Consider the following 23282-nt stretch of genomic DNA (forward strand, 5'->3'; position numbering starts at 1 on the left):
TGACATCCCTACCTGGCTGTGGCCCGCTCTTGGTGCGGCTCGTGATGGGACCCCACCGCCGAGGCGCCCAAACTACGAAACAGGCAGCCGCTCTACGCAACAGGCGTGCCATCTACCCGCCCACAGCGCGGACCCCCTGATCAGATTGCCGGGGTCTGGGGCAGAGCCCCAGGGGAAGCACGCAACAGAAACCCGCCGCACGCAACCCGAGCCAACAACGGAACCGGCGCGTCAGACCAGCCCAAGCGCAGCCGGAGCCTCAGCATCAGACTCGGCGAGGAACTTCGAGCACCGCTCCCACTCCTCGTCCTCCCCAATCTCCCGAGCAGCCCGCGCAAGCGCAGCAAGCGCCCGCAGGAACCCCTGGTTCGGCCGGTGGTTCCACGGCACAGGCCCAAAGCCCTTCCACCCAGCCCGACGCAACTGGTCGAGCCCCCGGTGGTACCCGGTCCGCGCATACGCGTAAGCGGCCACAGGGTCCCCGGCATGCAGCGCACGCTCGGCCAACAACGCCCAAGCCTCGGAGAAGTCCGGATAAGCCCGGACGATCTTGGCGGGATCGGTGCCACCGTCAGCGGCGGCCTGCGCCTCAGGACGTTCGGGAAGACGGGTCGGCTCCGGCCCGAGCAGGTTCTCAACCATGTGGACCATCGTGCCGCATCACCCGGACAAGCTCAGACGAACATCCGCATGACGGTCGCCACCACCGCGAGCATCAGCACGGTGACGAGCACGCCGGCGATGATCCGCTGGCTCCTGGTGGCCTTGTGGCTCTCGGGAATCTGGTTGCTCATGGCCGTGCACCTTGCCGAGACGCGGCACGGAACTTCAACTTCGTTCACTCCATCGTGCACACGAATTGGAAACATCAGGGTAAAACCAGGGGCATTCGCCCTACCTGGACACCTGAGCGCGGCTCATGATGTGCGGATGATCCAGGGGGTAAGGCAGTTCCGGGACCAGTACTGGGAGCGGGGCGCGCCCGGCCGGGAGACACCGGCGGCGCTCACGAAGCAGCTCTACCAGCTGTGGCTCGTCGGTCTCCTGCTCAAGTTGATCGGGTCGTCGTGGGACGTCTCGTGGCACTTCAAGTGGTTGCGCGACGACCTCGCGCCGCCGCACCTGATCAACACGGTCGGCACGGTCATCGTGGTCGGGCTGACGTTGTTCCACACGTTCACCGGGTACGGCGGCGACAAGCTGACGATCCGGTTGATGCAGGTCGGGTCGGGGATCTTCCTGATCGCGCTGCCGATCGACGTCATCAACCACCGGGTCAACGGGCTCGACATCACGAGCTGGAGCGGGTCGCACGCGCTGCTCTACCTCGGCACGGCCGTGATGCTCGCCGGCGCGATCCGCGGCTGGATGAAGCTCTACCCGCAGGGCACCGGCCGCACTCTCGGGCTCGCGGCGTTGTGGTTCTTCTTCCTGGAGAACGTCTGGTTCCCCAACCAGCACCAGGAGTACGGCGTGCGCGCGTTGCAGGCCTACGACAGCGGCCGGCCCGAGGCCGAGCCCATCCTGCTGCAGTTCGCCGCGGACCAGCTCGGCATCCCGGTCGGGCGCGAGGCCGTCGTGAACTTCGCGCTGCCCATCGCGGACTGGGTCTACCCGGTCTGGGGGCTCGTGGCGGCGGCGATCGTGCTGGTCGTCGCGCGGCGGACGATCGCGAAGCCGTGGGCGGCCACGGCCGTCGCCGGCGGGTACGTCGCGTACCGGTGCCTGATCTGGCCGTTGCTGGCCGGGATCGACTTCCCGAAGTCCGCGGTGCCGTTGTTCCTGGTCCTCGTCGGGCTCGCGATCGACGCCGCGCACGCGCTGGACATGCCCACGCCCGCCAAGGCCGTGCTCGGGTCGGCCGCGGTCACCACGGTCGGGTACGTCGGGATCTGGTTCCAGCAGGAGTACCTGTGGGGTCCGCCGATCGCGTTCGCGTCGGCCGCGGTCACGGCCGTGCTGCTGGCGGTGCTGTGGACGGTCGGCGACATGGCGATCCGCCGGCCGCAGGCCCGGCTGCTCGCGTCACGCCTCGAGCTGGGCTGACAACCTGCTGGTGATCCGGCCGAACAGGTCGGACAGCGGCACGCCGACGTCCCGCCCGAACTCGGTCAACCCGTAGGTGACCTGGGGCGGGGTCGTCGGCTCCACCCTGCGCCAGATCAGGCCGTCCTGGACGAGCCCGCGCAACGTCTGGGAGAGCATCTTCTCGCTCACGCCCTGGATGCTGTCGCGCAGTTCGAAGAACCTCAGGTCGTTGCTCTGCAACGAGATCAGCACCCAGATGCCCCACCGGCTGGTGACGTGGTCGACCATCTCACGCGCGGGGCAGTTGGTGTGAAACACGTCATACCGCCCGTTGTTCTCGGGGCGCGTGAACTGAGCTCCGACTGCCATGTCCGGAGCTTACCCAGAGGTACGTCCTTACGAAATGTAAGCCCGGTTCCTAGCGTCGCCTCCACCAACGACGAAGGAGCTGGACATGATCGTGGTGACCGGGGCGACCGGGAACATCGGACGACCCCTCACGAAGGCACTCGCCGAGGCGGGCGAGCAGGTGGTGGCCGTGTCGCGGAACGCCGCCGAGGTGCCGGACGGCGTGCGCCACGTCCAGGCCGACCTCGCCCGGCCGGACACCCTCCCGCTGGACGGCGCGAAGGCGTTGTTCCTGCTGCTGTCCGGCGACCTGCACGCGGTCGGCGCCGGCCCCACCGCGCTGATCGACCGCGCCGCCGCCCAGGGCGTGGGCCGGGTGGTGCTGCTGTCGTCGCTGGGCGTGCGGACCAGGCCGTTCGGCACGACGCGGATCGAGCTGCGCGGGCTGGAGGACGTGCTGCGCGGGTCCGGTCTCGACTGGGCGGTCCTGCGTCCGGGCGGGTTCGCGTCCAACGCGCTGTGGTGGGCCGAGTCGGTCCGCACCCGGCGGACCGTCGCCGCGCCGTTCGGCGACACCGGCGTGCCGATCATCGACCCGGCCGACATCGCCGAGGTCGCGGCCGTCGCCCTGCGCAGCGACCGGAACGGCGTCCTCGAGCTCACCGGGCCGGAGGTGGTCACGCCGCGGCAGCAGGCGGCGGCGATCGCGGACGCGCTCGGCGAACCCGTGCGGTTCCACGAGCTCAGCCGCGCCGAGGCCAAGGCGGGCATGGAGCAGCTGATGCCGGGCGAGCTCGCCGACGACACCCTCGACATCCTCGGCTCGCCGACCGCGGACGAGCTGGTGGTGAGCCCGGACGTCGAGAAGGTCCTCGGCCGCGCCCCGCGCACCTTCGCCGACTGGGTCGCCCGCCACGTCGAGGCGTTCCGCTGACACGACGAAGGCCCCCGGCGGACACCGGGGGCCTTCGCTCGAAGCCGTGGATCAGCCCGCGATCATGCGGCCCGACGACTTGAGGTGCTCGCACGCCTGCGCGATGCGGGCGCCCATGGCCGTCTCGGCGGCCTTGAGGTAGCTGCGCGGGTCGTAGGTCTTCTTGTTGCCGACCTCGCCGTCGATCTTCAGCACGCCGTCGTAGTTCGCGAACATGTGCGCCGCGATCGGGCGGGTGAACGCGTACTGCGTGTCCGTGTCGATGTTCATCTTGATGACGCCGTACGACACGGCCTCGTGGATCTCCTCGAGCAGCGAGCCGGAGCCGCCGTGGAAGACCAGGTCGAACGGCTTCGAGCCGGCCGGGAGGCCGAGCTTCTCCGCCACGACGTCCTGACCCTGCTTGAGGATCTCCGGGCGCAGCTTCACGTTGCCCGGCTTGTAGACGCCGTGCACGTTGCCGAAGGTCGCGGCCAGCAGGTAGCGACCCTTCTCGCCGGCACCGAGCGCGTCGACGGTCTTCAGGTAGTCCTCGGGCGTCGTGTAGAGCTTGTCGTTGATCTCGTTGTCGACGCCGTCCTCCTCGCCACCGACCACGCCGACCTCGATCTCGAGGACGAGCTTGGCCTTGGCCGAGAGGTCGAGCAGCTCGGAGGCGATCTGGAGGTTCTCCTCCAGCGGCACGGCCGAGCCGTCCCACATGTGCGACTGGAAGAGCGGGTTGCCGCCCTTGTCGACGCGCTCCTGGCTGATCGCGATCAGCGGACGCACGTACCCGTCGAGCTTGTCCTTCGGGCAGTGGTCGGTGTGCAGCGCGATGTTCACCGGGTACTTCGCGGCAACGACGTGCGCGTACTCCGCGAGCGCGACGGCACCGGTCACCATGTCCTTGACCTTGGTGCCCGAGGCGAACTCGGCACCGCCGGTCGAGACCTGGATGATGCCGTCGCTCTCAGCCTCGGCGAAGCCGCGCAGAGCCGCGTTGAGCGTCTCCGACGACGTGACGTTGATGGCGGGGTAGGCGAACTCGTTCGCCTTGGCCCGGTCCAGCATCTCCGCGTAGACCTCGGGAGTTGCGATGGGCATCGGTGGTCCTCCTCAGGCGCCCTGAACGGGTGTCAGCCCGCATCCTACGAGTCGGTGTCACGGGGCCGTAACAGTGGCCGCCCTCACAGAGGGATCGATCAAGTACGAGCTGACCAGCCGATCTGCACTACTCGCCGGTAGGGGGATAGTGGAAGGCATGGCAACCGCTGAGTGGAACGGCAAGATCATCGCCTCGAGCGACGACACGGTCGTCGTCGAGGGCAACCACTACTTCCCGCTGGAATCCGTCGACCCGGCCGTGCTGAAGCCGACCGACCACACCTCCCACTGCCCGTGGAAGGGCGACGCGAACTACTACTCGTTGCACGTCGACGGCTCCGAGAACACCAACGCGGCCTGGTACTACGCCGAGCCCAAGGACGCGGCGAAGGAGATCAAGGGCCGCGTGGCGTTCTGGAAGGGCGTCGAGATCAGCGCCTGAGCCCGAGCGCGCCGGCCAGTTCCGCGTAGTGGCCGTTCAGAGACTGGACGGCCACGTGGTCGGCACCCGCGTCGACGTGCGCCTGCAGCTTCGCGGCCACCTGGTCCGGGCTGCCGTGCGCGACCAACGCGTCGATGAGCCGGTCCGAACCCTTCACGTCCTCCTCGGAGAACCCGTACCGGCGCCAGTTGTTCACGTAGTTCGTGAGCGTGAAGTAGAGCGCCAGTTGCTCACGCGCGATGGCCCGTGCGGTTTCCGGGTCCTCCTCGACGACCACGGTGACCTCGGGCGCGAGCAGCTTGTCGCCGAGCGCCTTGCGGGCTTCGGCGGTGTGCTCGACCGGCACGAGGTACGGGTGGGCGCCGGCGGTCCGGTCCGCGGCGAGCTGCAGCACCTTCGGGCCGAGCGCGGCCAGCACGAGCCGGTCGGCCGGCACGTCGAGGCGGTCGAGGTAGCCGACGAGCTTGGCGTACGGCTTCTCGTAGGCCTGGTCGAGCTGCCGGTGGCCGATGCCGACGCCGAGCAGGAACCTGTCGCTCGCCAGCCGGTGGAACTCGGCGGAGACCGCCTCGGGCTCGGTCTGCCAGACGTTGGTGATGCCGGTCGCGACGGTGATCGACTCCGTGGCGTTCAACGCCTGCTCGACCAGGGCGATGTCCGGTGAGGCGCCGATCCAGAAGGCGCTGTAGCCGAGGGCTTCGAGCTCCGCGATCTCACCGATCTTCGGCGCCCACTCGTAGTGCGAACCCCAGACTCCGAACGTTCCCAGCATGCGAACCCCAATCGTCGCGGCGGACTACCTTCGCAGTATGCCGATCTTGAGCACCACGGACCTCGAAATCTCACGCCTCTGTTTGGGTGGCAACGTCTTCGGCTGGACCGCCGACGAGGAGCAGTCGTTCGCCGTGCTCGACGCCTACACGGCGGCGGGCGGGAACTTCCTCGACACCGCCGACGTGTACTCGGCCTGGGGCGAGGGCAACTCCGGCGGCGAGTCGGAGACGATCATTGGCCGGTGGCTGGCCGCGCGCGGCAACCGCGACGACGTCGTGGTCGCCACCAAGGTCGGCATGCTCGCCGGGTTCGACAACCAGCGGCGCGACACCGTGCTGACCGCCGCCGAACGGTCGCTGAAGCGGCTCGGCGTCGACCACGTCGACCTCTACTACGACCACCGCGACGACCCGGGCACGCCGCTGGAGGAGACGCTCGCCGCGTACGACCAGCTCGTCCGCGACGGCAAGGTCCGCTACGTCGCCGCGTCCAACTTCTCCGCCGAACGGCTCGCGCGGGCGCTCGAGATCCAGGAGCGCGAGGGCTTCGCGAAGTTCGTGGCACTGCAGCCCGAGTACAACCTGGTCAGCCGCGCCAAGTTCGAGGGCGACCTGCAGGCGGTCGTCGCCGAGCACGGTCTGGCCACGCTGCCGTACTGGGGTCTCGCGCGCGGCTTCCTGACCGGCAAGTACCGGCCGGGCGTGGAGGTGGACAGCGTGCGGGCAGGCGGCGCGGCGCAGTACCTCGACGAGCACGGCCTGCAGGTCCTCGAAGTGCTCGACGAACTGGCCGAGACGCACTCCACGACCGTCGCCGCGGTGGCCCTCGCGTGGCTCGCGCAGCAGCCGACGGTGGCCGCGCCGATCGCGTCCGCCCGCACGTTGGAGCAGCTCAGCGACCTGCTGCCGGTGCTCACGCTGGAGCTCACCCAGGCAGAGGTGGACCGCCTGAGTGCAATTTAACTTGCCAGTAGCTTACTGGGAGTAGGTTGCGTTACCGTGACGGCATGGACGTCACGGGCAAGGTGGTACTGATCACCGGCGCGGCCAGGGGCATCGGCGCCGAGGTGGCGAGGCAACTGGCCGGGCGAGGGGCTCGTCTCGCGCTCGTCGGGCTGGAGAAGGCCCAGCTCGACGAGGTCGCGCGGGAGACCGGCGGCAAGGCGTGGGAAGCCGATGTCACGGACTGGGACGTGCTCGACCGCGTGATGAGCGAGGTCGCGGACCACTTCGGCGGCATCGACGTCGTGGTGGCGAACGCGGGCATCGCGGCCACCGGGTTCGTGCGCTCGATGGACCCGAAGGCGTTCGAGCGGGTCATCGAGGTCAACCTGCTCGGCGTGTGGCGCACGGTCCGCACGGCGCTGCCGCACCTGATCAAGAGCCGCGGCTACTGCCTGGTCGTCTCGTCGCTCGCGGCGATCGTGCACATCCCCGGCAACGCGGCCTACTCGGCGGCGAAGGCGGGCTGCGAAGCGTTTGCGGACAGCCTGCGCGCCGAGGTCCGGCACCTGGGCGTGGACGTCGGCACGGCGTACTTCTCGTGGATCTCCACGGACATGGTCAACAGCGCCGACGAGCACCCGGTCTTCGGGAAGCTGCGCAAGGGCATGCCGGGCGTGGCCGGCAAGAAGTACCCGGTCCGCAACGTCGGCCGCGCCGTGGTGAAGGGCATCGAGAAGCGGGCGAAGGCGGTCCACGTCCCCGGCTGGGTCGGCGCTCTCAAGTACTTCCGCGCGTTCACGCCGGTGGTCGTGGACCGCCAGGCGGTCGAGGAGATCAAGGCGGCCGACCTCGAGATGGCGAAGTCGGACACGTCGGGGCTGGTCGGGCCGGGCGGTCAGGCCGCTAGTCGGTGATCGCCGCGCCGGAGGCGCGGCCACGTCACAGCCAGGAGCCCATCAAGGCGTTCCACTCGCGGATGCGCCACTCGGCGACGTTCGCGGGCGTGTACGGGTCGGCGGCGATGATCTCCTTCAGCGAGGCCTCGTCCGCCGCCTCGTAGACGATCAACGCGCCCGTGTCGTCCGCGTACGGGCCTGAGGCGAGGACCACGCCCTTCTCGACGAGGGACGCGATGTACTCGCGGTGCTCGGGGCGTACTGCGAGACGCTTCTCACGGTCGGGACCGAACACCAATTCGACTGCAAAGCGGGCCATGGCTCCACCGTAGTGAAGCTGACCGGTACCGTCCTACCTTGTGGTTGGCGAAGAAACCCCGCGCACCGTGCAGGACACCCTGACCAACCTGCGAATCAAGGACGGCGTCGCAGGACCTCCCACAGGGCCGCTCACGCTCGAAGACCTGTACAAGCAGCACCGCATGCGCCTCATCAGGCTCGCGCTGCTGCTCGTGGACGAGCCCGCGACCGCCGAGGACGTGGTCCAGGAGGCCTTCACCGGCCTGCACCGCAACTGGAAGGGCCTGCGCGACGCCCAGGCCGCCGTCGGTTACCTCCGCACGGCCGTGGTCAACGGGTCGCGCAGCGTGCTGCGTCGCCGCAAGACCGCCCGCGACTACACGCCCCCGCACGTCGCGAACGCGCGGTCGGCCGAGTCGCTCGCGATGCTGACCGCGGAGCACCAGGCCGTGGTCAAGGCGTTGCAGCAGCTGCCGCCGCGCCAGCGCGAGGTGCTCGTGCTGCGCTACTACGGCGACCTGTCGGAGGCCGAGATCGCCGAGGCCACCGGCATCTCGAAGGGCACCGTGAAGTCGACGGCCTCGCGCGCGCTCGACGCCCTGCAGAAGATCATGGCGGGCTGAGCGGGCCTGCCGCACGCAGCGGATCACCACCCGTCGTGACGGGTGGTGGTCGAACGCGGGCTCGTCCGGGTCCGCGTCGCCTCGCGTGCCGCCGGTCGGACCGACCACGCCAGGTCACCGAGCCGACCGTCCCAGTAGTGAGGGAACTTCACCGTTTCAGCTGGTGACGCCGTTTTGTCCGGTGCGGGCGGTTTCAGCTCGTAAGACCACGCGCCCAAATCGGTACTTGGTATAGACCAATAGGCCTCCCATGCCGCAGGATCAGATCCCGTGGCACGCAGACACGTGGTAGCCGTCGACATCGGTGGCACCGAGACCAAGGCGGCGCTCGTCACCGGCACCTCGGACGCGGTGGCGGCGGTGAAGCACGCGCGCAGGGCGACGCCCGGCGAGCTGGAGCCCCTCCTCGACGTCATCGCCGAGCTCGTCGAGGAGCTCGGCAACGCCTCCGAGCACGAGATCGACGCCGTGGGGATCGTGGCGCCGGGCATCGTGGACGAGGCGAACGGCGTCGGCGTGTACACGACGAACCTGCCGTGGAGCCGGTTCCCGTTCAGCGCCGTCATGACCGAACGGCTGGGCATCCCCGTCGCGTTCGGGCACGACGTGCGCGCCGCGGGCCTGGCCGAATGCCGCATGGGTGCCGCCAGGGACCTGCGCAACGCGGTGATCATGCCCATCGGCACGGGCATCGCCGGAGCACTGCTGCTGGACGGGAAGATCTTCAGCGGCGACGGCTTCGCGGGTGAGATCGGACATGTGAACGTCGGCCACGGCGTGCCCTGCGCCTGTGGCCAGATCGGCTGCGTGGAGACAGTGGCGTCCTCCGCGGCGATCGCCCGCCGGTACACCGCACGTACCGGCACCCCCGTCCACGGCGCCGCTGAGGTCGCGCGCAGGGTCCGGGACGGGGAGCCAGACGCCGTCGCCGTGTGGCACGAGGCCGTGGACGCGCTCGCCAGGGGGATCCTGGTGTTGGCGACGTTGCTCGGACCGGAAGCCGTGGTGCTCGGCGGTGGGCTCGCGCTGGCAGGAGATCTGCTGGTGGAGCCCCTGAGGGAACGGCTGGACGGCCTGATCGCCTTCCAGCGCCGACCGGAGCTTCTGCTCGCGGCGCTCGGCGACGAGGCGGGCTTCCTCGGCGCGGCGCTGCTGGCCATCGACACGCTGGAGGCGTGATGAGCACGTGGGGTGGACCAGTCGACGTGACCCTGACCGGGGGTCGGGTCGTCACGCCGGGAGGGGTGCTCGAGAACGGGTGGGTGAGCGTCCGCGACGGCAGGATCGCCGCGGTGGGCGAGGGCGCCGCGCCCGACGGCCCGACGACCGACGTCGCCGGCGGCACGATCGTGCCCGGCTTCGTCGACATCCACTGCCACGGCGGTGGCGGTGCCGCGTTCACCAGCAGCGACCCGGCGAAGGTGCGCAAGGCCGCCGCCGCCCACCGCAGGCACGGCACCACGACGGTGCTCGCGTCGCTGGTCACCCGCCCGGTGCCGGAGCTGGCGGACCAGGTCTCCGCGCTCGCCGAGCTCGTCCAGGAGGGCGTGGTCGCGGGCATCCACCTCGAGGGCCCGTTCCTGTCCGCCGCCCGCTGCGGCGCGCACGACCCGGCGATCCTCTGCCCGCCGGAGCAGACGGCGGTGACGAAGCTGCTCGACGCGGGCAAGGGCACCGTCCGCATGATCACCATCGCGCCCGAGCTCGAAGGTGCCGTGAACGCCGTGCGCCAGCTCGTGGACTCGGGCGTCATCGCCGCCATCGGCCACACCGACGCCACCGAGGCGCAGGTCCGCCCCGCCGTGGACGCCGGCGCGTCCGTGGCGACGCACCTGTTCAACGGCATGCGCCCGCTGCACCACCGCGAACCGGGCCCGATCGGCGCGCTGCTGGACGACGAGCGCGTGACCGTCGAACTCATCTGCGACCTGGTCCACCTGCACCCGACGGCGGTCCGCCTCGCCGCACGTCACGCCGGTCTCCAGCGCACCGTCCTCATCACCGACGCCATCGCGGCGGCGAGCGTCGGTGACGGCGTCTACGACATCGGCGGCCTCGAGGTGCGCGTCGTCGACGGCGTGCCGACGTTGGCGGGAGGCGCCTCCCTCGCGGGCAGCACGCTCACGATGGACATGGCGTTCCGCAACGCCGTGAACGCCTGCGGCCTGTCCCTCGTCGAGGCCTCGTACGCCGCCTCCACCCGCGGCGCCGAGCTCCTCGGCCTCGACACCGGCAAGCTCGAGGCGGGCCTCGCCGCGGACATCGTCGTGCTGGATGCAGAATTGAAGCCGCAGGACGTGATGGTCAGGGGCGAGTGGGTCAAGGACTAGGTGCATGGGCGACGATCCGGAACGACTGGTGACCGACGCCCTGCGCGCGCAGGCGACCAGCACAAATGCCGGATTTGTCGCACATGTCCCAATCGCCGACGAGCCCCCCGCACGCATGCCGGTGTGGTGGATCCTGGGCCTCGCGCTGTTGTTGGGCCTGGCTGCGGGCACGGTGGCCGCAGTGATCACGCTGAGCTGACCTGTACCGTTGTCGCCGTGACTGTTGCATTGGGCCCTGACTGGCTGGACCCCACCGTTCTGCTGAACGGGCTCGGCCCGTACATGCTCATCGGGTTGTGCCTCATCATCTTCGCGGAGTGCGGGCTCCTCGTCGGCTTCTTCCTGCCCGGCGACTCGCTGCTGTTCACGGCGGGTCTCTTCGTCGCGGCGGGCACCATCGACACCCCGCTCTGGCTCGTCTGCGTGCTGCTGACGATCTGCGCCTTCGTCGGCAACGTCGTCGGCTACTACATCGGCGCCAAGGCCGGCCCGGCGCTGTTCGCCAAGCCGGAGTCGAAGATCTTCAAGAAGGAGTACGTCGACAAGACGCAGGAGTTCTTCGACAAGTACGGCGCCCGCGCCATCGTGCTCGCGAGGTTCGTGCCGATCGTCCGCACGTTCATCACGGCGATGGCCGGTGTGGGCAAGATGGACCCGAAGAAGTTCTTCACCTACTCCGCCATCGGCGGCGTGGCGTGGGCCGCGGGTCTGACGATCCTCGGCTACTTCCTCGGCCAGGTGTCCTTCATCAAGAACAACCTCGAGATCACGCTGCTCGCCATCGTCTTCCTGTCGATCGTGCCGATCATCATCGAGGTGATCAAGGCGCGCAAGGAGAAGAAGGCGCTGCTCGAGACCGAGGCGGACGACATCACGCAGGTCATGCAGGAGATCCAGGACGACTCGACGCAGATCATCCCCCGCGTCGAACGCTGACCACGCACCACCGAAGGCCCGTCTGCCCCGGCAGGCGGGCCTTTCGCGTCGGGAGGACCGGTATCCGCCGGCGGTCTTGCGGCGGACCCGGCGCCACCCCTAGGTTCGAGTGGTCTGGACCACCGACGAGATCCACCGGGGGCTGCGATGTCGTTGTTCCGCAAGGGATTGGCGGTCGCACTGGCCGCACTTTCCGTCTCAGTTGGTATCAGCGGCACAGCCGAAGCCACACCGGGCAAGATCGTCGGCGCCTACTACGGCAACTGGTTCAGCGGGTCGAAGCCGATCTCGTCCATCCCGACGACCACGCCGATCACGCACCTGTTCTACGCGTTCTCCACCATCGAGAACGGCAAGTGCACGATGACCGCGCCCACCGCGGCCGAGGACTTCGCCGACATCCGCGACCTGAAGAAGCGCAAGCCGAAGCTCAAGGCCCTGATCTCGCTGGGCGGCTGGGGCGCGGGCGGTTTCTCCGACGCCGCACTGACCCCTGCCTCGCGCAAGGTGCTCGTCCAGTCCTGTGTGGACCTCTTCTTCCGCGACGGCACGTTCGACGGCATCGACATCGACTGGGAGTTCCCGGTCCACGGCGGCCCGGTCGAGATCACCGACCGCCCGGAGGACCGGCGCAACATGACGTTGCTGACCAAGGACTTCCGCAAGGCGCTGGGTCACCGCAAGCTCGTCACCGCCGCCCTGCCGGCGGGCCGCCTGCAGACCGACGGCCCGTACGACCCGGCGAAGTCGTTCGAGCTGCGCGAGCTCAGCCAGGTCATGGACTTCATCAACGTCATGACCTACGACCTGGGCACCGGCTTCTCGCCCGTCGCCACGTTCAACGCCGGCTTCCGGCAGGTCGCGAACGACCCGATGCCCGCCGCGGACCGCAGGTGGAACAACGTCGTGGGCGCGATCGACTACTACCAGCGGCACGGAGTCTCGCCGCGCAAGATGGTGCTCGGCGTGCCCTTCTACGGCCGCGGCTTCAACGTCAAGACCGAAGGACCGCAGCACGGGCTCTACCAGCCGTACGACAGCGCGTTCTGGGTCGACGGCTACGACGAGGCGCTGAAGCTCAAGGCCACTCCGGGCTGGCGGGAGTACTGGCACCCGGTCGCGCAGTCGCCGTGGCTGTACAACGCGGCGGAGAAGAAGTTCGTGTCGTACGAGAACCCGCGCTCCATCGGCATCCGCGCGGACTTCGCGAAGTCGCGGGGGCTGCTCGGCACGTTCATGTGGGAGCTCGGGCACGACGACGCCCAGCACTCGCTGCTCACCGCGATGTCCCGTTAGGTGGCGCACGACCAGGACCGCCTCGTGCTGCTGCGCCAGGCCTTGCGCAGCAGGGACGCGTGGCAGGTGGCGGCCGCGCTGAAGTACGTCGGCGAACGGCTGGAGCCCGAACACCGCGCGGCGCTTATGCCCGAGCTCGTCGAGCTCAGCGCCAGCCCGCTCTGGGCGGCCGACGCGCGCCGGGTGCTCGAAAGGATTTGAGTCTCACGCAACGTCAAGGTGTTGGTTGAACAGCATGACCGAGACCACTCGACGTGAACTGCTGGGATGGCTGGCCGGACTCGGGGTGGCGGGCCTGCTCGCGCCCGGCCGGGCCGAGGCCTCGACGGGCGTCACCGCACTGCGCGGCGTGACGCTCGTCGACTCGTCCGGCACCCGGCCGGACACCACCGTCGTGCTGGCGGACAACAGGGTCCTCGCCGTCGGCTCGCGCGACCTGCCCCTGCCGCGCGGCTCGACGTGCCTCGACCTCGCCGGCAAGTTCGTCGTCCCCGGCTTGTGGGACATGCACGTGCACGGCGCGTACCTGGACCGGATCACGTTGCCGCTGTGCCTGGTCAACGGCGTGACGGGCATCCGGGAGATGTGGGGCTTCCCGCCGATCTACGAGCTGCGCGAACGGATCGAGCGCGGCGAGGTGTTCGGGCCTCGGCTCGTCGTCGGGAGCACGATCATCGACGGACCGGGCTCCACCCTGCCCGGCGCCCTGGTCGTCGCCACGCCCGACGAGGGCCGCCAGGCCGTGCGGGACGCGAAGGCGCAGGGCGCGGACTTCGTGAAGGTCTACTCGTACCTGGACCGGCCGACGCTCGCGGCCATCGCGGACGAGTGCGCGCGGCAGGCCATCACGTTCGCCGGCCACTGCTCGAACCACGTGGCGCTGGGCGACGCGAGCGACCTCGGTCAACGCACGTTCGAGCACATGTACGGCCTGCCGCTCGCCACGAGCAGTCGCGAAACCCAGCTGCGCCAGGCGATAGCGGACCTGCCGTTCGACCCGGCGAACTCGTTCGCGTGGTTCAAGCAGGTGCTGGAGTTCGAACGCCAGGCCACGCTCTCGCACAGCCGGAGCAAGGCCGTGCACCTCGCGAAGCGGTTGCGGCGCAACGGTTCCGCGCTGTGCCCGACGATGGTCGCGATGCGCGTGTACGCCAGCCCGGCCGACCGGTTCGCGAACGACCCGCGGCTCAAGTACATGCCGGCGTTCTACCGCGACTACTGGCGGGACGGCCTCACGCAGTGGGTTCCGGTGACACCGCAGGAGATCCGGCAGCAGGCCGACTTCTTCCGCCGCCGCCAGGACCAGGTCGCCGAAATGCACGAGCTCGGCGTCGAGGTCCTGCTCGGCACAGACGCCGGCAACCCGTACTCGTTCTCCGGCTTCTCCGTGCACGACGAACTGGAGCTGCTGGTCGAGGCCGGTCTGTCGACGACGGCGGCGCTGAAGGCGGGCACGCGCGGTGCCGTGATCAAGCCGGGGGCGGAGGCGAACCTCGTCGTGCTGGACGGCAACCCGATCAGGGACATCCGCAACACGCAACGCATCCACACCGTGCTGACCCGAGGGCGCGTCCTCGGACCGGCGGAACGGCAGCGGATGCTCGCGGACGTCGAGAAGGCCGCGCAGGAGCCGTTCCCCGCGGCCGTCCAGACCTGCTGTTAGAACATCGAACCGGGGTTGAACAGGTTCTCCGGGTCCAGTGCTCGCTTGATCTCGCGGTGGACCCGGAGCCCGACCGGCCCGATCTCCTTCGCGAGCCACTCGCGCTTGATCTTGCCGATGCCGTGCTCGCCGGTGACCGTGCCGCCGAGCGAGAGCCCCACGGCCAGGATGTCGTCGAACGCCTTCTGCGCCCGCGCGAACTGGTCGGCGTCGGTGGGGTCGTAGACGATCGTCGGGTGCATGTTGCCGTCGCCCGCGTGGCCGACGACGGCGATCTTGAGGCCGACCTCCTTGGAGATGTCCTCGCAGCCCTGGATGAGCTCGGCGATGCGGGTGCGGGGCACGCACACGTCGTCGGTCAGCCACGAGCCGTAGATCTCCAACGCGGTCAACACCGCCCTTCGTGCCGTGAGCAGGTCACGGCCCTCGTTGACGTCGTGGGTCGCGTAGACGAGGTCGGCCTCCAGGCAGATCTCCTCGATCTTGCGCAGTTCCTCGCGGGCCTGCTCACCGCCCGCGTCGGACTGGCAGATCAGCAGCGCCGCGCAGCCCGGGCCGGCGCCCAGCTCGGTCTTCAGGTACTGCTCGACGGCCTCGATCGACGTGCGGTCCATGATCTCCATCAGCGACGGCACCAGGCCCTCGCGGACGATCCGGCTGACCGCGGCACCCGCGAGGGCGGTGCTTCCGAACGCGGCGACCAGCGTCGCCGGAGCCTGCGGCAGGGGCTTCAACGCCAGCGTGGCCTTGGTGATCACGCCGAGCGTGCCCTCGGAGCCGATGAAGAGCTTGGTGAGGTCGTAGCCCGCGACGCCCTTGACGGTGCGACGGCCGGTGCGCAACACCTCGCCGTCGGCCAGCACGACCTCCAGGCCGAGCACCGAGTCCGTGGTGACGCCGTACTTCACGCAGCACAGGCCACCGGCGTTGGTGGAGAGGTTGCCGCCGATCGTGCACCAGTCGTAGCTGCTCGGGTCCGGCGGGTAGAACAGGCCGTGCTTCTCGACCGCGCCGCGCAGGTCGAGGTTGACCACGCCGGGCTCGACGACGGCGAGGCGGTTGTCCGCGTCGATCTCGACGATCGCGTCCATCTTGGTCGTGACCAGGACGACGCAGCCCTCGATGGCGTTCGCGGCGCCGGACAGGCCGCTGCCCGCGCCGCGCGGGACGATCGGGACCCGGTGCCGTGCACAGGCCCGCACCACCGCCTGGACCTGTTCGGTGTCCATCGGGAACACCACGGCCAACGGGCTGCCGTGCGGCGCCAGCGGCATCATGTCGCGCTGGTAGCTCGCGGTGACGTCGGCGTCGGTGAGGACACCGGAGTCACCCACTGCGGTGCGGAGTTCGGCGAGCAGGGTCTCCATGCCCACCACGCTAGTCCCACGATTTCGGCCGGTGAAGGTGTTCTCGACCGAACGGAGTTCACGCGGTGACCGAGCGTGCTCAACCGAGATTTCGCCCGGCCGTCAGCCCGAAGTCGCCCTGCCGCCCGGACGGCACGACGTAGGCTGGTTCACCGTGGCGCATGCTTTCGCCTCGCTGGAGACCGCCGGACCGGTGGCCGTGTGGGTCATCGTGCTCAGCTTCATCTTCGTCGAGTGCGCTTTCATCTTCGGGCTCTTCCTGCCCGGCGACTCGCTGCTGTTCGCGGCCGGCGTGGTGCTGGCGACGCACAACAGCGAGCTGTCGGCGTGGCTGCTGTCCCTCGCGGCCCTGGTCATCGCCGTCGTCGGCAACCTGGTCGGGTACTACATCGGCCGCGGCACCGGCACGCGCGTGCTCGCGCGCAAGGGCGGCAAGGTGCTGAACCGGCAGAACCTGAAACGCGCGGGCGACTTCCTCGACCGCCGCGGGTTCTGGGCCGTCGTGCTCGCCCGCTGGATCCCGTGGATCCGCACGCTCGCCCCGATGATCGCGGGCGCGGCGCGGATGGACCTGCGGCGGTTCACCCTGGCCACGACCATCGGCGCGATCGCCTGGGTGCCGACGCTGGTGCTGGCCGGCTACTACGGCGCGGGCATCCTCGAGAGCCTGCCGTGGCTCGAGACGGCGGCGATCGTCGTCAGCGTCGGGTTCTTCCTCGGCGGCACCGGCTGGGGCATCTGGCGCTACCGCCAGGAGATGGCGAAGCCGATCGACGAAACGGTCGAAGTCGGCACGAACTGAGGACGGTTCGACCCAAACGATGCTTACCTGATCTCTCACCTGAGAGGGCGGGGAAAAGCATGAGATCCATGGTTCTGCTCGGCGTGCCGGCACTGCTGCTCGCCGTCGTCACCCCAGCGCAGGCTGCGACCCAGCCGGCGTGCGGTGACGAGATCACCACCAGCACCACCCTGACCGCCGACCTGGTCTGCGAGGACGTCGGCCTGGTCGTCGCGACCGACCGGGTCGTGCTGGACCTCGGCGGTCACGCGCTCAGCGGCAAGATCGCGCTGAGCGTCGAGGGGGCGTCCCGCGCGGTCGTGCGCAACGGCTCGATCAACGGCCACCGGACCGGCGGCGTCAGCCTCCGCGGCACGCGCGACCTGGTCTTCGACACCGTCACGCTGTCGGCCGGGATCGATGCCGCCGACGCGCGCGACACGACGTTCCAGCGCGTCCGCCAGACCGGCCGCAGCGCCGAGATGCTGTTCACCGGCTACTCGCAACTGCGGGCGCAGGACTCGGCGTTCGAGGCCTACGCGTTCCGCTGCACCGACCGCTCCACCTGCCGGCTGGTCCGCTCGACCACAACGATCTCGGACTACTTCACCTGCGACGACACCTCGCAGTGGCACGTCACGGGCGGCAAGCTCACCGCGACCTGGATCAGCTGCGCGACGCTCGCGGTCACCGGCGCCGACCTCACCACGTTCCGCGTCACGACCAAGGCGCTCACCATCAGCGATGCCCGCGTGGGCGGCGGGATGATCCTGCAGACGAACACGGCCCGGATCGTCCGCACCCGGTTCTCCGGCGGTCAGGCCGCGCTGATGATCGTCCGGATCGAGGGCGGCACGATCCGGCAGAACACCTTCGCCGACGGGCGCGCCGCCGGGTTGTTCGTCAACGTCGCGACCCCGGCGAAGCTCGCTGTCGAGGCCAACGCGTTCACCGCCAACGGCCACCTGTCCGAACTGGTGGACCTCGGCGGCAACGCGGTGAAGGACGGCGCGCACCTCCACACCGGTGAGGGCTCGTCGGTCGAGGTCACCGGCAACCGCGCCACGGGCAACGCCCGGTACGGGATCTGGGCTCAGCCCTGGGTCGTCGACGACGGCCGCAACACCACGCACGACGACCCGCTGGGCTGCCTGAACGTCGCGTGCATCCCCGTCTAGAGGACCTCGGTGATCAGCAGGTCCGCTGATCCCTTGGACGAGTTCACCATCAGCGCGTTGACGTGATCGGTGCCGTGCAGCACCCGCTCCTCCGCCTCCGACAAGGTGCGCCCGTACCGCAGGTGGCGGTCGATCAGGCGCTGCACGCGCACGTCCTCGTCGATGAACAGGAACCACGCCTCGTCCAGGATGATCCGGACGCGCTTCCACTTGTCGTAGTTGAGCAGCAGGTAGTTGCCCTCGGTCACGACCAGCGGGACGTCCGGGTGCACCGGCACGGCGCACGCGACCGGTTCCTCGATCTCGCGGCGGAACTCCGGCGCGTAGATCATGTCCGGCCCGCACGCCTTGATGCGCCCGAGCAGGTCCACGTAGCCCGGGATGTCGAACGTGTCGGGCGCACCCTTGCGCTCGACCAGCCGCAGCCGTTCGAGCTCGCTCTGCGCGAGGTGGAAGCCGTCCATCTCGACCAGCACGGCCTGGCCGTCGAGGGCCTCGACGAGCCGCCGCGCGAGTGTCGACTTGCCCGAACCGGGTGCACCGCCGATGCCGAGAATCTTGCGCTCACCCTGATCGGTGAGCACTCGAGCCCGTTCTAGCAGCTCGTCGAACCTGACCTGCTGTCCTGCCACCGCGCCAGCCTCTCAACCCAGTCCCCGACCGCACCGACGCGAACGGCGGCCGCCTCCGACGCGAAGCCGATGGCCTCCACCGGTTCCGCTCCCGACGCCAGCGCGAACGCGTAGGCGCCGTGCCAGACGTCGCCGGCACCGTTCGTGTCCTTCACCTCCACCGCGGGCACGGGCAACGCGCCGGCCGAGCCGTTCCGCGACCAGGTGACCGGCTTCGCACCCTGCGTGCGAATGACCAGCGGCACCCCGTAGGAGTGCACCTCGGCCTCGGACCGCTCGAACCCGGCAGCGCAGGCGGCCACGTCCACCAGCGGCAACAGGTGATCGAGGACAGGTTTCCAGCTCCCGGCGTCGAGCACCACAGGCAATCCCAGTGCTTTCGCCTGCCGGGCGACGGGGATCGCGAGTCCTTCGTGGTGTCCGTCCAAGAGAACGACGTCCGCGGCGGCCAGGAGATCGGTCAAATCCGGCGCCTCGACGGGCACCGACGCGTTGCGGGAGACGACCGTGCGCTCCCCATCAGCGTCTCTGACGACGACCATGCTCACCGGCGTCGTGCCTGGCACGGCGGTCACGTGAACGGGATCCAAGGACGTGCGGACGAAGTCGCCCAACGCGTCGGTACCCAAAGAGGTGAGCAGCGAGGCCCGGCCGCCGAGCGCCGCAACCGCCCGTGCCGCGTTCGCCGCCGGACCGCCCGGTGAGAGCTCCGCGCCGAGCGAGCGGATCTTCTGCCCGGGATCCGGGAACTCGTCCACCCGTTGGGTCACGTCGAGAGTTGTGAGCCCGACACACAGCACGGCTGCCATCAGGGCTTCCTCCAAACGGGTATGGTCCCAGGTCATGGTCACCATGCGGGATGTCGCGGCTCTCGCGGGGGTCTCCATCACCACGGTGTCACACGTGATCAACGAGACGAGGCCGGTCGCCGGGGACACGCGCGAGCGCGTCCAGAAGGCGATCGACGAGACCGGGTACACGGGCGACGCCATCGCGCGATCGCTGGTCATGGGCGGCACGAAGTCGCTGGGCCTGGCCGTGTCACTGGTCTCGCACCCGTATTTCGCCGAGCTGATCGCCGCCATCGAGTCGGAAGCGACCCGAAGCGGCTACTCGCTCGTGCTGATCGACACGAGGGACACCCCCGAGTCCGAGCAGGCCGCCGTCAGAATGCTGCGCTCGCGAAGAGTCGACGGGCTGCTGCTCACACCGTCCGCCGGCGGCGGGAGCCTCGTGCTGCCGGAGCTCAAGCGGCTCAACATCCCCACGGTGCTGGTGGACCGGCTGACCGTGGCCAAGGACATCGACCAGGTCGGCCCGGAGAACGTGCAGGCCACGTCCGGTCTGGTGAAGCACCTCGCGGAGCTCGGCCACCGGCGGATCGGCATCGTCTGCGGCAAGGCGGGCGTGGCGACGACCGAGGAGCGGATCCTCGGCTACCGCCTCGGTCTCGGCCGCGCGGGCCTCAAGTGGGACGAGGCCCTGGTCTCGCAGAGCGGCTGGCTCGCGCCGCTGCTCGACCAGGAGGACCCGGCCACCGCCGTCGTCGCCGCCGACCACCTCGTCACGGTCGGCATGCTGCACGAGATGCGCGCCCGCGGCCTGAAGCTGGGCACGGACCTCGCCGTGGTCGCCTACGACGAGGTCGAGTGGGCCACCCTGATCGAACCGCCGCTCACCACCCTCGCCCAGCCGGTCGAGGAGATCGGACGGACCGCGGTGAAGCTGCTGCTCTCCCGCATCGCCGACCCGCAGCGGCCACCGGAGACGATCCGGCTCGCGCCGTCCCTCATGCACAGGCAGTCCTGCGGATGCTGATCCCGGGGCTCGTCTCGGTGACGTTCCGCCGCCTCACCGTCGAGGAGATCGGCGACCTGGCGACGGAGTGCGGGCTGCAGGCCGTGGAGTGGGGCGGCGACGTGCACGTGCCGCCCGGTGACTTCGCGGCGGCCCGCAAGGCCCTCGACACCGGCCTGAAGGTGGCCGCGTACGGGTCGTACTACCGCGCGGGCGTGTCCGATCGCGCCGACCTGGCGCCGGTCCTGGAGACCGCGGCCGAGCTCGACGCGCCGTACGTGCGGGTCTGGGCCGGCACGGCCGGATCGGAGGAGACGCCCGACCGCGCTCCCGTGGTCGAGGCGCTGCAGCACGCCGTGGAGCACGCCGAGGCGATGGGCACGAAGATCGCCCTGGAGTACCACCGGAACACGCTGACGGACACGCTGGACTCGACCGTGCGGCTGCTGGACGAGGTCGACGGCGTGGTGTCGTACTGGCAGCCCAGCGGCGGCCAGGACGTGTTCTCGGCCGTGCACGAGGTGCGGACGCTGGAACCGGTGACGGCGCACGCCTTCTCGTGGGGTCCCGGCGGCTTCCAGGACCGCCTCCCGCTCGCCGAGCGCCGCGACCTGTGGAAGCCGGTGCTGAACGAGCTGGGGCGCGACGGCGTCGACCGCAACGTGCTGCTGGAGTTCGTGCGGGACGACTCGCCCGAGCAGTTCCGCGAGGACGCCAAGGCGTTGCTGGGCTGGCTCAGGTCGTAGCGACGTCGAGTCCGCTGCGTTCGAGCAGGGCGGCCGCCTCCAGGCACATCCAGCCCCCGAGCTGGACGGACAGGTCGCGGCCCTCCGCCTCGTCGGCCGGCATCGTCCACTCGGGGCCGAACAGCGGCCCGCTCACCGCCATCACGCGGTTCGCCCACGCCGCCTCCGCCGACTGCACCACGAGCTCGCGGGCGAGGTCCGCGGCCTCGTGCCGGTCGGGGTCGAGGTCCGGGATCGTCAACGCGGCCTGGGCGAGGTAGCGGGTGAGGATGCCCGCGAACAGGCCGCCGTCACCACCGCCCTGACCCCGGATCACGCCGTTGGTGGCCAGGTCGTCGTGCACGGCGGTGATCGTGCGGGCGGCCTTCTCGATCCACTTGTCCGCCTGGCCGTGCTGCGCGAGCTCAACGCACGCGCCGATGAGAACTCCTTGGCAGTACGTGTAGATGTTCTTCTCGTACTCGCGGATCTCGCCGTTGGGGTGGACGTGCAGGCCGTCCCACGCGAGGCCGTTGCCGGGGTCGACGAGGTGCTCCTCGACCCAGTCCACGATGGACCGGGCGCGGGCGAGGTCGGTCCGTTCGTTCTGGCGGGCCAAGAAGATCGCGGCCGGGCCGTTCGCCGGGACGTTCTTGAAGTCGTCGTTGCGCTTCCACCAGATGCCGCCACCGGCGTGGTCGGTCCAGCCGTCGCGCAGCCGCTCGGCGATCGCGCTCAGGGCCTTCGGCTTCGCGATCCCGACCTCGCGCTCGGCGCGTTGCAGGGCGAGGCCGAGCCACGCGATGTCGTCGTAGAAGTCGTTGGTCCAGCCCAGCACGTTGCGGACCCGGATGCCGCGCACGACCTTGCCGATGGCCGTTTTGCGCAGCTCGTTGGGCGCGCGCAGGTAGCCGTCGATCATGCAGTCCAGCAGGTGGGCCTGCCACCAGTAGTTGAAGCTGGTGTGGATCTTGTCCTTGAAGAGCGGGGGCCACGCCCTCGCCCCGAGGAGCGTGCCCGGCACACCCCAGACCCGCCGCAGGTGCCTGGAGTACACCGCGCGCTCCGCGACGCCCGCGCGCGCCGCCAGCAGTTTCGCGATCGCCACAAGGTCATCGTGCGTGCTTGACCGGTCAAGAAGCTCGGTGAATCGCCCAGTGGTACAGGCCCATGGCCACAGAAGTTGTCAGGTTGTAACTGCTGATCGTCTCCCGCATGGGCAGGCTGACGATCCGGGAGGCCCTAGCGCGCACCTCGTCGGAGATGCCGTGGCGTTCCGAGCCGAACGCCAGCACGGCGTCGTCCGGGATGGGGCCCTTCAACAGGTCACCATCCGCGTCGAACGCGATGAGCTCACCGGAGAAGTCGAGGCTCGTGGCCCTGGCGACCGGCAGCGCGAAGTGCAACCCGGCCGATCCGCGCAGCACGGCGGGGTGCCACGGATCGACGTCACCGGTGGCGATCACGCCACCCGCGTCGAGCCCGGCTGCCACGCGGATGGCCGCACCGAAGTTGCCGAGGTTGCGCGGGTTGTCGAGCAGGACGATCGGAGCTTCGCGGTCGAACGGCAGCTCGGGCCGGTTCGCCAGCCCGGCCACGCCCGTCGGGTGGATGCGCCCCGTCAGGAACCTGCGTTTGAACTGATCCTCGGAGACCTCCTGGGCCGCCGCGAACTGCTCGCAGAGATCCGGTGCGTGCGTCTCCGCGAGGCGGATCGTCGCAGCGAGGTCTGTCGTGGTCAGCTTGTGCACGTCGGCGCCGAAGCGCAGCGCGTGCTTAACAGCGTGAAAGCCTTCGAGCAGCACGGTGACCAGCATAGAAGCCGATCCAGGACACGATCACGATCGTCCCCAGCACCAGCTGGACCAGCGTCGACGAGCTCTCCGGGTACCAGACGCCGTCGATGTAGTGGTCGATGAACCCGGTCTCGAGGACCGGCATCCCGGCCATCTCCCGGAGGTCGTTCTCCCAGGTCGTCAGGGGGCAGACCGTCGGCGTCACGATGCTCAGGACGGCCCACGCGCCCAGGGCGAGGTGCGGGTAGATCACCCAGCGCCACCGCCAGGCGAGGAACCCGCCCACGAGCAGGAACGCCAGCACCGTGAAGTGCAGGAGCATGACCGCTTCGGCGAGCAACCTGGCCATTCGCACCACCCCGTCCTCCAGACTAGGACGGGGTGGCTCGAACCGCTCTGGATAAAA

The 23282-nt window shown here is 69.6% G+C and carries 28 protein-coding genes; 17 read left to right on the forward strand and 11 right to left on the reverse strand.

Annotated elements, in window-relative coordinates:
- Positions 1 to 231: 231 nt before the first annotated feature.
- On the reverse strand, positions 232 to 651 hold the full coding sequence (locus ABZX02_RS12560) for a DUF3151 domain-containing protein (RefSeq protein WP_355297613.1): 420 nt from the start codon (positions 649 to 651) through the stop codon (positions 232 to 234).
- Between the two features lie 279 nt (positions 652 to 930).
- Between ABZX02_RS12560 and ABZX02_RS12565 the strand changes: the two genes are divergently transcribed.
- A complete protein-coding gene (locus tag ABZX02_RS12565; RefSeq protein ID WP_355297614.1) occupies positions 931 to 2046 on the forward strand; it encodes a hypothetical protein in 1116 nt (371 codons plus the stop codon).
- Here the strand turns inward: ABZX02_RS12565 and ABZX02_RS12570 are convergent.
- Positions 2026 to 2397, reverse strand: coding sequence for a helix-turn-helix domain-containing protein (locus ABZX02_RS12570; protein ID WP_355297616.1), 372 nt, complete (start codon positions 2395 to 2397; stop codon positions 2026 to 2028). The genes ABZX02_RS12565 and ABZX02_RS12570 overlap by 21 nt on opposite strands.
- Positions 2398 to 2482: 85 nt before the next feature.
- On the opposite strand from ABZX02_RS12570, the gene ABZX02_RS12575 reads away from it, so the two are divergent.
- Positions 2483 to 3310 (forward strand): NAD(P)H-binding protein, encoded by an 828-nt coding sequence (locus ABZX02_RS12575; RefSeq protein WP_355297618.1) that lies wholly within the window; start codon positions 2483 to 2485, stop codon positions 3308 to 3310.
- Between the two features lie 51 nt (positions 3311 to 3361).
- Here the strand turns inward: ABZX02_RS12575 and fbaA are convergent, their stop codons facing one another.
- Complete coding sequence (gene fbaA, locus ABZX02_RS12580) at positions 3362 to 4396, reverse strand: class II fructose-bisphosphate aldolase (RefSeq protein WP_355297620.1); 1035 nt, start codon at positions 4394 to 4396, stop codon at positions 3362 to 3364.
- Between the two features lie 157 nt (positions 4397 to 4553).
- Here fbaA and ABZX02_RS12585 point away from each other — a divergent pair, with 157 nt between their 5' ends.
- A complete protein-coding gene (locus ABZX02_RS12585; protein WP_355297621.1) occupies positions 4554 to 4838 on the forward strand; it encodes a DUF427 domain-containing protein in 285 nt (94 codons plus the stop codon).
- On the opposite strand, the gene ABZX02_RS12590 is transcribed toward ABZX02_RS12585, so the two are convergent.
- The gene (locus ABZX02_RS12590) at positions 4828 to 5610 is read right to left on the reverse strand and encodes a TIGR03620 family F420-dependent LLM class oxidoreductase (protein WP_355297623.1); all 783 of its coding nucleotides are present in this window, start codon (positions 5608 to 5610) and stop codon (positions 4828 to 4830) included. The two genes, ABZX02_RS12585 and ABZX02_RS12590, sit on opposite strands and share 11 nt — an antisense overlap.
- A 37-nt stretch (positions 5611 to 5647) precedes the next feature.
- Between ABZX02_RS12590 and ABZX02_RS12595 the strand changes: the two genes are divergently transcribed.
- Complete coding sequence (locus tag ABZX02_RS12595; RefSeq protein ID WP_355297624.1) at positions 5648 to 6574, forward strand: aldo/keto reductase; 927 nt, start codon at positions 5648 to 5650, stop codon at positions 6572 to 6574.
- A gap of 44 nt (positions 6575 to 6618) precedes the next feature.
- Positions 6619 to 7470: an SDR family oxidoreductase gene (locus ABZX02_RS12600; protein WP_355297626.1), complete on the forward strand. Its 852-nt coding sequence runs from the start codon at positions 6619 to 6621 to the stop codon at positions 7468 to 7470.
- Positions 7471 to 7495: 25 nt separating this feature from the next.
- Here the strand turns inward: ABZX02_RS12600 and ABZX02_RS12605 are convergent, their stop codons facing one another.
- Positions 7496 to 7771, reverse strand: a complete 276-nt coding sequence (locus ABZX02_RS12605) for a YciI family protein (protein ID WP_355297627.1) — start codon at positions 7769 to 7771, stop codon at positions 7496 to 7498.
- 40 nt (positions 7772 to 7811) lie between these two features.
- Between ABZX02_RS12605 and ABZX02_RS12610 the strand changes: the two genes are divergently transcribed.
- From ABZX02_RS12610 to ABZX02_RS12645, 8 genes are all read left to right on the forward strand, one after another.
- Positions 7812 to 8375, forward strand: a complete 564-nt coding sequence (locus ABZX02_RS12610) for a SigE family RNA polymerase sigma factor (protein ID WP_030465839.1) — start codon at positions 7812 to 7814, stop codon at positions 8373 to 8375.
- Positions 8376 to 8645: 270 nt separating this feature from the next.
- Positions 8646 to 9554 carry an ROK family protein gene (locus ABZX02_RS12615; protein WP_355297629.1) on the forward strand — a complete coding sequence of 303 codons (909 nt, stop codon included), beginning with the start codon at positions 8646 to 8648 and terminating at the stop codon, positions 9552 to 9554.
- Positions 9554 to 10705, forward strand: a complete 1152-nt coding sequence (nagA, locus tag ABZX02_RS12620) for an N-acetylglucosamine-6-phosphate deacetylase (protein WP_355297631.1) — start codon at positions 9554 to 9556, stop codon at positions 10703 to 10705. The genes ABZX02_RS12615 and nagA overlap by 1 nt, the downstream gene beginning before the upstream one ends.
- 4 nt (positions 10706 to 10709) lie before the next feature.
- Positions 10710 to 10904 carry a hypothetical protein gene (locus ABZX02_RS12625; RefSeq protein ID WP_355297632.1) on the forward strand — a complete coding sequence of 65 codons (195 nt, stop codon included), beginning with the start codon at positions 10710 to 10712 and terminating at the stop codon, positions 10902 to 10904.
- A 17-nt stretch (positions 10905 to 10921) separates the two neighbouring features.
- The gene (locus ABZX02_RS12630; protein WP_355297634.1) at positions 10922 to 11641 is read left to right on the forward strand and encodes a VTT domain-containing protein; all 720 of its coding nucleotides are present in this window, start codon (positions 10922 to 10924) and stop codon (positions 11639 to 11641) included.
- Positions 11642 to 11788: 147 nt separating this feature from the next.
- Positions 11789 to 12937 (forward strand): glycoside hydrolase family 18 protein, encoded by a 1149-nt coding sequence (locus ABZX02_RS12635; protein WP_355297636.1) that lies wholly within the window; start codon positions 11789 to 11791, stop codon positions 12935 to 12937.
- Positions 12938 to 13138: a hypothetical protein gene (locus ABZX02_RS12640; protein WP_355297638.1), complete on the forward strand. Its 201-nt coding sequence runs from the start codon at positions 12938 to 12940 to the stop codon at positions 13136 to 13138.
- 34 nt (positions 13139 to 13172) lie between these two features.
- On the forward strand, positions 13173 to 14600 hold the full coding sequence (locus tag ABZX02_RS12645; RefSeq protein ID WP_355297640.1) for an amidohydrolase family protein: 1428 nt from the start codon (positions 13173 to 13175) through the stop codon (positions 14598 to 14600).
- On the opposite strand, the gene ABZX02_RS12650 is transcribed toward ABZX02_RS12645, so the two are convergent.
- Positions 14597 to 15973, reverse strand: a complete 1377-nt coding sequence (locus ABZX02_RS12650) for an FAD-linked oxidase C-terminal domain-containing protein (protein WP_355297642.1) — start codon at positions 15971 to 15973, stop codon at positions 14597 to 14599. The two genes, ABZX02_RS12645 and ABZX02_RS12650, sit on opposite strands and share 4 nt — an antisense overlap.
- A 148-nt stretch (positions 15974 to 16121) precedes the next feature.
- On the opposite strand from ABZX02_RS12650, the gene ABZX02_RS12655 reads away from it, so the two are divergent.
- Together ABZX02_RS12655 and ABZX02_RS12660 are read left to right on the forward strand one after the other, a co-directional pair.
- Positions 16122 to 16769 carry a DedA family protein gene (locus ABZX02_RS12655; protein WP_355297643.1) on the forward strand — a complete coding sequence of 216 codons (648 nt, stop codon included), beginning with the start codon at positions 16122 to 16124 and terminating at the stop codon, positions 16767 to 16769.
- Between the two features lie 59 nt (positions 16770 to 16828).
- Positions 16829 to 17926 (forward strand): right-handed parallel beta-helix repeat-containing protein, encoded by a 1098-nt coding sequence (locus ABZX02_RS12660; RefSeq protein ID WP_355297645.1) that lies wholly within the window; start codon positions 16829 to 16831, stop codon positions 17924 to 17926.
- Here the strand turns inward: ABZX02_RS12660 and ABZX02_RS12665 are convergent.
- Together ABZX02_RS12665 and ABZX02_RS12670 are read right to left on the reverse strand one after the other, a co-directional pair.
- Positions 17923 to 18558 carry a nucleoside/nucleotide kinase family protein gene (locus ABZX02_RS12665; protein WP_093595565.1) on the reverse strand — a complete coding sequence of 212 codons (636 nt, stop codon included), beginning with the start codon at positions 18556 to 18558 and terminating at the stop codon, positions 17923 to 17925. The genes ABZX02_RS12660 and ABZX02_RS12665 overlap by 4 nt on opposite strands.
- Complete coding sequence (locus ABZX02_RS12670) at positions 18522 to 19367, reverse strand: PfkB family carbohydrate kinase (RefSeq protein ID WP_355297647.1); 846 nt, start codon at positions 19365 to 19367, stop codon at positions 18522 to 18524. Before ABZX02_RS12670 ends, ABZX02_RS12665 begins: the two co-directional genes overlap by 37 nt.
- A gap of 34 nt (positions 19368 to 19401) precedes the next feature.
- On the opposite strand from ABZX02_RS12670, the gene ABZX02_RS12675 reads away from it, so the two are divergent.
- Both ABZX02_RS12675 and ABZX02_RS12680 read left to right on the forward strand, forming a co-directional pair.
- Positions 19402 to 20376, forward strand: coding sequence for a LacI family DNA-binding transcriptional regulator (locus ABZX02_RS12675; protein ID WP_355297649.1), 975 nt, complete (start codon positions 19402 to 19404; stop codon positions 20374 to 20376).
- Positions 20370 to 21101 carry a TIM barrel protein gene (locus ABZX02_RS12680; RefSeq protein ID WP_355297650.1) on the forward strand — a complete coding sequence of 244 codons (732 nt, stop codon included), beginning with the start codon at positions 20370 to 20372 and terminating at the stop codon, positions 21099 to 21101. The genes ABZX02_RS12675 and ABZX02_RS12680 overlap by 7 nt, the downstream gene beginning before the upstream one ends.
- Here the strand turns inward: ABZX02_RS12680 and ABZX02_RS12685 are convergent.
- From ABZX02_RS12685 to ABZX02_RS12695, 3 genes are read right to left on the reverse strand one after another with little or no spacing between them, the layout of a single operon-like run.
- Entirely contained in the window at positions 21091 to 22188 is a 1098-nt protein-coding gene (locus ABZX02_RS12685) for a glycoside hydrolase family 76 protein (protein WP_355297652.1), read from the reverse strand. The two genes, ABZX02_RS12680 and ABZX02_RS12685, sit on opposite strands and share 11 nt — an antisense overlap.
- Before the next feature lie 25 nt (positions 22189 to 22213).
- Positions 22214 to 22885 (reverse strand): TrmH family RNA methyltransferase, encoded by a 672-nt coding sequence (locus tag ABZX02_RS12690; RefSeq protein ID WP_355297654.1) that lies wholly within the window; start codon positions 22883 to 22885, stop codon positions 22214 to 22216.
- The gene (locus tag ABZX02_RS12695) at positions 22857 to 23225 is read right to left on the reverse strand and encodes a DUF2784 domain-containing protein (RefSeq protein WP_355297655.1); all 369 of its coding nucleotides are present in this window, start codon (positions 23223 to 23225) and stop codon (positions 22857 to 22859) included. Before ABZX02_RS12695 ends, ABZX02_RS12690 begins: the two co-directional genes overlap by 29 nt.
- Positions 23226 to 23282: the final 57 nt, after the last annotated feature.

The sequence above is a fragment of the Lentzea sp. NPDC003310 genome (assembly GCF_040610935.1).
Taxonomy (GTDB): Bacteria; Actinomycetota; Actinomycetes; order Mycobacteriales; family Pseudonocardiaceae; genus Lentzea.